This is a genomic window from Sphingomonas sp., assembly GCF_031380695.1.
GTDB lineage: Bacteria > Pseudomonadota > Alphaproteobacteria > Sphingomonadales > Sphingomonadaceae > Sphingomicrobium.
The window spans coordinates 1-10,361 of record NZ_JANMWY010000082.1; the positions used below are offsets into that span (position 1 = coordinate 1).

Sequence of the window (10,361 nt, forward strand, 5' to 3'; positions counted from 1 at the left end):
GAAATCCATGACGTCAATCGTGTCGCCATAGACGACGCCCTTCTCGGTGCGGACGTCCTGGTGCTGCTGGCGGTAATTCTCGACCGCGACGGACAGGCGCACGGCGGGGAAGCCGGCGTTAAGGAATTCGGTGTGGTCGCCACCGCGGCCGAAGCGGTCGTTGCGCCAGATCTGGCGAACGTCGAGGCCGATGGCGAGGCGGTCGGCGAGGCTGTCGAGGAAGCGCGAGATGTTGCGCGAGGGGGAGTCGTTCTCGCCGCCCAGGCTGCGTTGCGCCTTGGCCAGTTCCTCGCGGCCCTGCCAGCGCGGGCCTTCGGAGAAGACGCGGACGTGGGTCGAGTCGCACACGCCGTCGGAGCCGCAAGCATTGCCGATGATGTCGTTGTTGAGGTTGGCGACGACGTTCCAACCCTGCGCCTTGGCGTATTCCGCCATGAGCTTGCCGCCATAGAGCCCCTGCTCCTCGCCCGAGAGCAAGGCATAGACGATCGTGCCGGGGAACCTGTGCTTCGACAGGACCCGCGCCGCTTCGAGCACCGCCGCGCTGCCCGAGCCGTCGTCGTTGGCGCCGGGCGCGTCGGACGTGGCGTTCATCGGATCGGTCACGCGGCTGTCGATGTGGCCGGTGATGATGACAACGTCGTTGGGGCGTTCGGTGCCGCGCTGGACGGCGATGATGTTGGTGAGTTTGGTCGGCGTCGGGACGCGCTCGCCTTGGACGGTGGTCGAAGGGCGAGCGGTGACGAGGCACCCGCTGCACGCCGCCGAATAACGCTGGAACTCCGCCTCGCCCCAATTGAGCGCGGCGCCGATGCCGCGCTTCGGATCGGTCTGTGAGGAGAGCGTGTGGCGGGTGCCGAACCCGACCAGCGTGGTGACCGTGGCGCGGAGGCGGGCGGCGCTGACCGGGGCGATCATCGCGCGCAGACGGGCGTCGGGGGATGGCATGGCGGTGGCGGCGAGCGCCGTAAGCAGGAACAAGGGCATGGACGTCGTCTAGCCGGTCGCGGGTCGCCAGCAAATCCTTTTGCCTTTGCGGGCGTTGACTGGCAAAATGGTCAGTGCCAAGGCGGCCGTGAAATCCGCATTCGCCGATCCGATCGAGTAGCCGCAAGCTCCGTCCGCGCTCGATCGGTCAACACAGGAGTTGATGGAATGGCTACCGCCCTCAAGACCGTCCAGTCTTCCGAAGCCGAGGAGATTGCCGAACTGGTCGCTCTCTCGCGCGCCGCGCAGGAGCAGATCGCGCATTATTCGCAAGCGCAGGTCGACGCGCTGATTCGGGCGATGGTGTGGGCCGTGGCCAAGCCGGGCGTCGCCGAGATGATCGCGCAGCAGACCGTCGACGAGACCCAGCTCGGCAATTACGACGGCAAATATCTCAAGATTTTCCGCAAGACTCGCGCCACGCTGATGGACATCATCGACGACAAGTCGGTCGGCGTGATCGAGGAGGATCCGGTCCGCAACATCGTCAAGATCGCCAAGCCGGTCGGCGTCATCGGCGCGCTGTCGCCCTCGACCAACCCCGAAGCAACGCCCGTGATCAAGGCGATCTCGGCGGTCAAGGGCCGCAATTCGATCATCGTCGCGCCGCACCCGCGCGCCAAACTGACCAACAAGCTGATCTGCGACCTGATGCGCGCGGCGATCGTCAAGATGGGCGCGCCGGCCGACATCGTGCTGAGCATCGACATTCCCTCGGTCGAGAAGACCAACGAGTTGATGCGGCAGTGCGACCGGGTCCTGGCAACGGGCGGCAGCGCGATGGTGACGGCAGCTTATTCGAGCGGGACGCCGGCGCTGGGCGTGGGCGTGGGCAATGCCGTCATCACAGTCGACGAAACCGCCGACCTCGACGACGCGGCGGAGAAGATCCGGCTGTCCAAGACACTCGACCTCGCCGCGTCGTGCAGCAGCGACAATGCCGTCATCCTGGTCGACGCGATCTATGACGAGATGCTGGCCAAGCTGGTCGGCAAGGGCGGACTGGTGCTCGACGACGATCAGAAGGCCAAGCTGCAGGGTGCGATCTGGGTCGACGGGCACATCAATGCCAAGGTCGTCGCGCAGACGCCCAAGTTCATCGGCGACTATGCCGGTTTTGCGGTGCCGGAGGGGACGCAATTCTTCATCGTCCACGAAACCGGCGCCGGGCCCGACCACCCCTTCTCGGGCGAGAAGATGACGGTGACGATGGCGGTGTATCGGGCGAAGGACCTCGACCATGCGATTGATCTGACCAACCGCATCCAGGCCTATCAGGGTCAGGGCCACAGCTGCGGCATCTATTCGCGGTCGGACGCCAACATCATGAAGCTGGCCGAGGCAACGCGCACCAGCCGGGTGATGGTCAACCAGCCGCAATCGGCGTCGAACAGCGGCAATCTGTGGAACGGCATGCGCCAGACCTTCTCGCTCGGTTGCGGGAGTTGGGGCGGCAACGGCACCAACAACAACATCACCTGGCGCGACCTGATCAACGAGACATGGGTGTCGAAGCCGCTGGCAGTGGCCAAGACGCTACCGAGCGACGAAGTGTTGTTCGGCGACGTCATCGCGAAGCTCGGCTGATCGCGATCCGTCGCCACGCCAGGGGCAGCTCGCCCTATGAAGCCGAATATGGCTTCGCGCGGGCAGTGCGCGTCGGCGAGCGGATCTTCATCGCCGGGACCGCCCCGGTCGAAGCTGACGGGAGTTCGACGCCGGGCGACGCCGATACGCAGGCGCGGCGCTGCTTCGCGATCATCGTCCGCGCGATCGAGGACCTCGGCGGATCGATCGAGAATATCGTGCGGACTCGGATGCTGATCACCAACGCAGCAGATGCGGACGCGGTCGGCGCGGTCCACGGCGAGCTGTTCCGCGACATCCGACCCGCCGCGACGATGGTCGTCGTTGCAGCCCTGCTGCGGCCTGAGTGGCTGGTGGAGATCGAGGCCGAGGCGGTCGTCGTCTAGCCCGGCTTGTGCGCCACCAGCGCAAATTGCGGGCAATGGTCGAACAGGAACTCGTTGAGCGGTCGGAAGGCGAAGCTGTTCAACAGGCGATGCGGAAACTTGCGGAACAAATGCTGCAAGGTGACCTTGAACCCGGCGGCCTTCAGCATCTCCTTCATCTCGAACGGATCGAGCAATCGCTCGGCATATTCGCCGGTCTCAGGGTTGCGGCACCAGCTGAAGGTCGGGCGGTCGGGATAGACTCCGCTGGCCAACGCCGCCGGAACCGCGGTTTCAATCTGTGAGCGCATCATGCCTGCGGTCGAGGCGATCAGCCTGTCCCGGATGGCAGCGTCGATCCCCGGTGCAACAACATCAATGATTTCGGCCCGCATCGCACCATAGGGCTTGGCGTCCTTATGGTCGACGGGACGGATTTCGCGCTTGAGCCAGTCAGCATGTTCCCATGATTCGTCGCGTTCCTTCCACACGTCGAACGTCGATTCTCGAAAGGCAGTATTGAAGCGATTGCTGTCGTTGATGATGATCCTTGTGCCGCCCCGCTTGAGCAGCGCAAAGCAGCGATCGAACATCGCGCCGAGATCGTGGACATGCTCGACTGCCTCTGACGAATAAATGCCGTCGAAGCTCTCGGCTGGCAGGTCGAGCGTGCAGATGTCGCCCTGGAGCGGCGTGACGTTGAGCGGCTTGCCCCTAGCCTTCGCGAGACATTGCTCGACGCCGTCGATCATCGACGGGAGGATGTCGGTCGCGACGACTTGGTTGTCGCCGATCAGTGACAGGCCGACCGCATCCCAGCCGAAGCCGCAGCCGACCTCGAGCACATGTTTGCCGTTGAAGTCACCCATTTGGCAGACCCGCCGAATGCCGGCGGACCAGCGGTCATGATTCATCTTTTCGCCGAATCGCGGCGGTACACCACTATCCGAGTGATCGGACGCGTGGACATATTCGCTGATCATGGGCTGAAGTTCTTCGTCCGTAATGCCTGACATGCCACTTTGCTTTCCGCCTGGTGAAGAGCGATTCGCTAAGCAGTCTTTGTTGTCGATCATAAGACGGATGGGTCGTGGCATCGAGCGACACCGTCCTATGCTGGAACATCGAAGGGGTCTGGCAGAGCCGACCGGCCCTCTGCTAGGGACGTTCAGCATGACCATATTCGACCTGACCGACGACCAGCGCCAGATCCAGGAGATGGCGCGCAAGTTCACCGCTGATGCGATTACGCCGCATGCCGCCGCGTGGGACGAACATCACATCTTCCCGCGCGACACGATCCGCGCCGCCGCCGAGTTGGGCTTCGGATCGATCTACGTCAGCGAGGAGAGCGGCGGGATCGGGCTCGGGCGGCTCGAGGCGGCGCTGATCATGGAGGCGATGGCTTATGGCTGCCCCTCGACCAGCGCCTTCATTTCGATTCACAACATGGCGGCGTGGATGATCGACCGGTTCGGCTCGGCCGACGTTAAGGAGAAGTACCTCTCGTCGATGATCCCGATGGACCGGATCGGCAGCTATTGCCTGACCGAACCGGGTTCAGGGTCGGACGCAGCGGCGCTCAAGACGCGGGCAGTGTTGAACGGCGACCATTATGTCGTGTCGGGGTCGAAGGCATTCATCTCCGGCGGCGGCGAGAACGAGATCTACGTTACCATGGTTCGCACCGGGGAGGATGGCCCCAAGGGCATTTCCTGCCTAGTGATCGAGAAGGACATGCCGGGCGTCAGTTTCGGCGCGCCGGAGAAAAAATTGGGCTGGCATTCCCAGCCGACTGCCCAGGTCAATTTCGACGAGGTTCGCGTGCCGGTCGCCAACCGTGTCGGCGGCGAGGGCGAGGGATTCCGCATCGCGATGACGGGACTCGACGGCGGGCGACTTAATATCGCCGCCTGTTCGCTCGGCGGGGCGCAGCGCTGCCTCGACGAGTCCGTCGCTTACACAAAGGAGCGCAAGCAGTTTGGCACTGCCATCGCCGATTTCCAGGCGACACAGTTCACCCTCGCGGACATGGCGACCGACCTCGAGGCGGCGCGCGCCCTGTTGTACCTCGCGGCCGCCAAGGTGACCGACAACGCGCCCGACAAAACGCGATTCGCGGCAATGGCCAAGCGGCTGGCTACGGATAATGGAAGTTCGATCGTCGACCGCGCGCTGCAATTGCACGGTGGCTATGGCTATCTGCAAGATTACCCGATCGAACGCTTCTGGCGTGACTTGCGCGTCCACTCGATCCTCGAAGGCACCAACCAAGTCATGCGCATGATCATCAGCCGCGATTTGTTGCGCCAGTGAGCGAGGTCCTGTGCTGCGTCGAAGGCGCGGTGGCGCGGCTGCGTCTTAACCGGCCGAACGCGATTAATGCGCTGAACCAGGCGATGTGCGTAGCGATGAACGCGGCGCTGCTGGCATGGCGTGACGATCCGGCGATCCAGGCGGTGATCCTCGACCATGCCCAGGGGCGCGGTTTTTGTGCCGGGGGCGACATCGTGACCCTCGCGCGGTTGGGCGGTGGCGACGGCAGCGAGGCGAGCGCCTTCTTCGCCGAAGAATATCGCCTCAATCATTTGCTGTTCACTTATCCCAAACCGGTCGTTGCGATGATGGACGGAGTCACGATGGGCGGCGGGGTTGGCATTGCCCTGCCGTGCCGTTATCGCGTCGCGACCGAGAATAGCCGCTTCGCCATGCCCGAAACGACTATCGGGTTCTTCCCTGATGTCGGCGGCGGCTGGTATTTGTCGCGGCTGGAGGCGCGGGTCGGCCAGTTCCTGGCGCTAACGGGCGCGCGGCTCGACGGAGCGGAGTGCAAGGAATTGGGGCTTGCGACTCATTATGTCGCGGGCGCGCACTTGCCCGCGCTGATCGAACGGATCATCGCCGCGCCGGGCCGGGTCGAGGAGGCGCTGGGCGCGGCGGCGACCCCGCCGCCCGAGGCGCGAGTCGCGGCCAATCTGCCGGCAATCGCCAAACTGTTCGCAAGCGACTCGCTGGAGGAGACGCTAGCCGCGCTCGACGGCGACGGGTCGGACTGGGCGACCAAGGAAGCTGCGACGATCCGCGCCAAGTCGCCACTGTCGTGCAAGGTGTCGCTGCGACTGCTCGCGGAGGGCGCGAAGCGGATCGATTTCGCGGCGGAAATGGTTGCCGAGCACGCGCTGGCCCACCGGGTCGGGGGCACTCATGATTTTCGCGAAGGCGTGCGCGCACTGCTGATCGACAAGGACAATGCGCCAAAGTGGGAGCCAGCGACGCCGTCCGAGGTGACGAACACGATGCTCGATGAACTGTTCGCGCCCGACGTGGTACCGTGGACGCCTTTTCCGGAGACGATGACATGAGCGATTACGAAACCATCCTGGTCGAGCAACGCGGCGCGGTGACGTTGGTGACGCTCCACCGGCCGCAGGCGCTCAACGCGCTCAATTCGGCGGTGCTGCGCGACCTGATCGCGGCGTTCGCGGACTATGACGCGGACGAGGGCCAGCGCTGCCTGGTGCTGACCGGTTCCGAAAAGGCGTTCGCCGCCGGAGCCGACATCAAGGAAATGCAGGCGCAGGGTTTCGCGGATATGTATGGCGGCAACTTCTTTGCCGGGTGGGAGCAGGTGACGGCCACGCGCAAGCCGTGGATCGCGGCAGTGGCCGGTTTCGCGCTGGGTGGCGGGTGCGAAGTGGCGATGATGGCCGACTTCATCATCGCTGCGGACACGGCCAAGTTCGGTCAGCCGGAGATCAAGCTGGGCGTGACGCCGGGCATGGGCGGGTCGCAGCGGATGGCCCACGCGATCGGCAAGGCCAAGGCGATGGACATGTGCCTGACCGGGCGGATGATGGGCGCCGAGGAAGCCGAGCGCGCGGGACTGGTGGCGAAGGTCGTGCCGGCCGCGTCTCTGGTCGAGGAGGCGATGAAAACCGCCGAGGCGATTGCCGGCATGGCCCCGCTGGCGGCGATCGCGACCAAGGAAATGGTCAATGCCGCGTTCGAACTGCCGCTGGCGCAAGGCATCAACTTCGAGCGGCGGCTGTTCCACGGGCTGTTCGGGACCGCGGACCAGAAGGAAGGCATGGCCGCCTTCGTCGAGAAACGGCCGGGCAATTGGACAGGGAAATAGCATGGCACGCGTGGCATTTATCGGGCTTGGCAACATGGGTGGCGGGATGGCGGCGAACCTCGCCAAGGCGGGGCATGAGGTGCGCGCGTTCGACTTGAGCGAAGTGGCGCTGGAGCGGGCCCGGGGTAAGGCTTGCACCCCCGTCGGATCGGCCGACGAGGCGCTCGCCGGGGCCGAGGCGGTCGTGACGATGCTCCCGGCGGGCAAGCATGTCGCCGACGTCTATCGCGGCAATGTGCTGATCAACGCCCCGAAATCGGCCATCTTGATGGACTGTTCGACGATCGACGTCGCCACCGCCAAGACGGTCGCGGGCGAGGCGGCGGCAGCAGGCTATACCATGGTCGATGCCCCCGGTTCGGGCGGGATCGCGGCGGCCAATGGCGGCACACTGACCTTCATGGTGGGCGGGTCAGACGAAGGCTTCGCTCGCGCCAAGCCGTTCCTCGACCAGATGGGCAAGGCGGTGATTCACGCCGGCGGGGCGGGCGCGGGCCAAGCAGCGAAAATCTGCAACAACATGCTGCTCGGCGCGACGATGGCGGCGACGTGCGAGGCGTTCGTGCTGGCGCAGAAGCTGGGGCTCGACCTGCAGACCTTCTACGATATTTCGTCCAAGGCGTCGGGCCAGAGCTGGTCGATGACCAGTTACTGCCCGGTGCCGGGGGTCGGGCCGGACACACCGGCCGACCGCGATTACGAGGGCGGGTTCGCCACCGCGCTGATGCTCAAGGATCTGAAACTGGCAATGGAGGCCGCGAAGGAAGCCGGCGCTTACACGCCGATGGGCGGCGAGGCGGAGGAACTGTACCAGCGCTTCGCCGACCGTGGCGGCGCGGGCAAGGACTTCTCGGCGCTGATCAAGATGATCGACGATAGCTGGGTGGTGCCCGCCGGCGCTTAGGACGCGCGGGCTTGATGTTGCCTTCGCGCGGGGCCACATCGCGCTTATGTTGATCGAGACCACCAATGCTTATTGAAACCGCCAATGTTTATTGAAACCGAACGCACGCCTAACCCGGCGACCCGCAAATACCTTCCCGGCAAGACGGTAATGACCGCCGGCAGCCGCGATTTTCCGAATGTCGTGGCGGCGGAGGGCAGCCCGCTCGCCGCCGCGCTGTTCGCGACCGGCGATGTCGATGGCGTATTTTTCGGCCGCGATTTCGTGTCGGTCAGTGCCGCGTCGCATGCCGACTGGAACGAGCTTGAGCCCGACGTCCTCGGCATCCTGCTCGATCATTTCATCACCGGCGCGCCCTTGTTTGCGCCCGGTAGCGCCAACGGCATCGAAGTGTCGCGCGACGAGGGGTTCGCGGTCGAGGAGGATCCCGCCGACGCCGACATCGTCGAACAGATCAAGGAGTTGATCGAGACCCGCGTCCGCCCGGCGGTGGCGCAGGACGGTGGCGACATCGTCTATCGCGGCTATCGTAACGGTCGGCTTTATCTCGCCATGCAGGGCGCCTGCTCGGGCTGCCCGTCGTCGGCGGTGACACTGAAACAGGGCATCGAAGGCCTGATCAAGCATTATGTCCCGGAAGTGGAGTCGATCGAGGCGGTCTGAAGGCCGGGTGGCAAGGGCTTGCCCTCGCTGCATTACCGGCTCAATCTGGCCGCCGGTTTACGGCCAGGAGACCCGACGCTGATCCTCGCATTCGACTGTTCGACCGCCGCCTGCACCGCCGCGCTGTTCGACGAGGACGGCGCGCTTCTGGACTCGCGCGACGAGGTGATCGATCGCGGTCACGCCGAGCGGCTGGTGCCGATGATCGAACAGATGCTGGGTGGGCGTCGGCCGGAGTCCATCCTTGTCGGAGTCGGCCCCGGCAGCTTCACCGGATTGCGGGTCGCAATCGCCGCCGCGCACGGCCTGGCGATCGGCTGGGATGCAGCATTGGTTGGGATGCCGAGCCTGGCGCTACTCGCCGCTTCGGCGCCGGGCGAGGGGCCGCTGGTCGTGGCGATGGCGGGCGGCCACGGCGAATTGTTCGTGCAATCCTTCGCGCGCTCGCCTTTTGCACCATTCGGCGAGATGGCCAACCTGCCGCCCGTCGCTGCCGCTGAAACCCATCTCGAGGATTTTGTCGTCGGCAGCGGAGCGCCTGCGCTGGTCGCGGCGCGCGGCGGCGGCAAGGCAATATTGCTCTTGCCGAGCGCGCGCTTCGCCATGCGCCTGCCACCGCTCCTCCGGTCCCTGCCCGCGACTCCGCTCTACCTCCGCGCCCCCGATGCCCGGCCCAAGGCGGCATGAGCAGCGCGCCGCAGCCACGCGAGGTCATCCTCGTGACCGCCGGCGCGGATGATCTCGACGATGTCATGAGCATCATGAAGCAGGCCTTCTCGCCCGATTTCGGCGAAGCCTGGACGCGGTCGCAATGCGCCGGGATCCTGCCGATGTCGGGCGTGGTGATGATGCTGGCGCGTGGCGGACGCGGCGAGGCGCTGGGCTTTTCTCTGCTGCGGACCGTCGCCGACGAGGCCGAGCTGCTGTTGATCGGCGTCATTCCACACGCCCGTCGCTGCGGGATCGGCAAGGCGCTGATCGATCATTTCATCAGCCATTCGACGACATGGGGGGCGACGCGGCTGCACCTCGAAGTGCGCGACGGTAATGGCGCGATCGCCATGTATCAGCTGGCTGGATTTAAATTGGCCGGCCGTCGCCGCAACTATTACCGGGGCAATAACGGCGAGCTGTTCGATGCGCTTACATTGGTTCGGGCAAGCAGAGAAGTTTAACGACAAGCAATATTGCCTAAACCGATGACAAGCGCTAATCGATCTTGGCACTGTCCAATCTGGCGGCAGACGCTCCTCAAATACGCTCGGGACATTTTGACATGGACATCGATAGCAATGGCGACACGCTGATCACGCTCACGGCCGACATCGTCGCCGCGCACGTCAGCAACAATAGTGTTTCGGTCAACGATCTGGCACAACTCATCTCCAACGTGCATGGCGCGCTGGCCGCCCTGACCGGGCCGACCGCAGCACCGGAAGCCAAGCAGGAACCCAAGGTTTCGATCCGCTCGTCGATCAAGCCGGACTATATCGTCTGCCTCGAAGACGGCAAGAAGCTGAAGATGCTGAAGCGTCATTTGATGACCCACTATCAGATGACTCCAGACCAGTATCGCCAGAAGTGGGGCCTGAGCTCCGACTATCCGATGGTCGCGCCCAACTATGCCGAACAGCGCCGGATGCTCGACAAGTCGATCGGACTTGGCACCAAGCGCCGCAAGACGACGACCGCCAATTCGCGTTGATTGCAATGATCCTCC

Annotated in this window: 12 protein-coding genes; 10 read left to right on the top strand and 2 right to left on the bottom strand. The window is 64.6% G+C overall.

Annotated features, from left to right (window positions below):
- Nucleotides 1–987, bottom strand: a 987-nt coding sequence (locus RMN84_RS03145) for a M20/M25/M40 family metallo-hydrolase (RefSeq protein WP_405051428.1), incomplete at its 3' end; no start/stop codon positions are given.
- A 168-nt stretch (nt 988–1,155) separates the two neighbouring features.
- Between RMN84_RS03145 and RMN84_RS03150 the strand changes: the two genes are divergently transcribed.
- Nucleotides 1,156–2,574: an aldehyde dehydrogenase family protein gene (locus RMN84_RS03150; protein ID WP_309610752.1), complete on the top strand. Its 1,419-nt coding sequence runs from the start codon at nt 1,156–1,158 to the stop codon at nt 2,572–2,574.
- On the top strand, nt 2,490–2,960 hold the full coding sequence (locus RMN84_RS03155; protein ID WP_309610753.1) for a RidA family protein: 471 nt from the start codon (nt 2,490–2,492) through the stop codon (nt 2,958–2,960). The genes RMN84_RS03150 and RMN84_RS03155 overlap by 85 nt, the downstream gene beginning before the upstream one ends.
- Here the strand turns inward: RMN84_RS03155 and RMN84_RS03160 are convergent.
- Entirely contained in the window at nt 2,957–3,955 is a 999-nt protein-coding gene (locus RMN84_RS03160; RefSeq protein WP_309610754.1) for a class I SAM-dependent methyltransferase, read from the bottom strand. The genes RMN84_RS03155 and RMN84_RS03160 overlap by 4 nt on opposite strands.
- A gap of 157 nt (nt 3,956–4,112) precedes the next feature.
- Between RMN84_RS03160 and RMN84_RS03165 the strand changes: the two genes are divergently transcribed.
- From RMN84_RS03165 to RMN84_RS03200, 8 genes are all read left to right on the top strand, one after another.
- Nucleotides 4,113–5,255 carry an acyl-CoA dehydrogenase family protein gene (locus RMN84_RS03165; protein WP_309610755.1) on the top strand — a complete coding sequence of 381 codons (1,143 nt, stop codon included), beginning with the start codon at nt 4,113–4,115 and terminating at the stop codon, nt 5,253–5,255.
- Nucleotides 5,252–6,301: an enoyl-CoA hydratase/isomerase family protein gene (locus RMN84_RS03170; protein WP_309610756.1), complete on the top strand. Its 1,050-nt coding sequence runs from the start codon at nt 5,252–5,254 to the stop codon at nt 6,299–6,301. The genes RMN84_RS03165 and RMN84_RS03170 overlap by 4 nt, the downstream gene beginning before the upstream one ends.
- Entirely contained in the window at nt 6,298–7,074 is a 777-nt protein-coding gene (locus RMN84_RS03175; RefSeq protein WP_309610757.1) for an enoyl-CoA hydratase, read from the top strand. Before RMN84_RS03170 ends, RMN84_RS03175 begins: the two co-directional genes overlap by 4 nt.
- Nucleotides 7,058–7,978 carry a 3-hydroxyisobutyrate dehydrogenase gene (gene mmsB, locus RMN84_RS03180; protein WP_309610763.1) on the top strand — a complete coding sequence of 307 codons (921 nt, stop codon included), beginning with the start codon at nt 7,058–7,060 and terminating at the stop codon, nt 7,976–7,978. Before RMN84_RS03175 ends, mmsB begins: the two co-directional genes overlap by 17 nt.
- A gap of 84 nt (nt 7,979–8,062) precedes the next feature.
- Complete coding sequence (locus RMN84_RS03185) at nt 8,063–8,641, top strand: NifU family protein (protein WP_309610758.1); 579 nt, start codon at nt 8,063–8,065, stop codon at nt 8,639–8,641.
- Nucleotides 8,642–8,659: 18 nt separating this feature from the next.
- Entirely contained in the window at nt 8,660–9,328 is a 669-nt protein-coding gene (gene tsaB / locus RMN84_RS03190) for a tRNA (adenosine(37)-N6)-threonylcarbamoyltransferase complex dimerization subunit type 1 TsaB (RefSeq protein WP_309610759.1), read from the top strand.
- On the top strand, nt 9,325–9,816 hold the full coding sequence (locus RMN84_RS03195; protein WP_309610760.1) for a GNAT family N-acetyltransferase: 492 nt from the start codon (nt 9,325–9,327) through the stop codon (nt 9,814–9,816). Before tsaB ends, RMN84_RS03195 begins: the two co-directional genes overlap by 4 nt.
- 101 nt (nt 9,817–9,917) lie before the next feature.
- Nucleotides 9,918–10,346, top strand: coding sequence for a MucR family transcriptional regulator (locus tag RMN84_RS03200; RefSeq protein WP_309610761.1), 429 nt, complete (start codon nt 9,918–9,920; stop codon nt 10,344–10,346).
- Nucleotides 10,347–10,361: the final 15 nt, after the last annotated feature.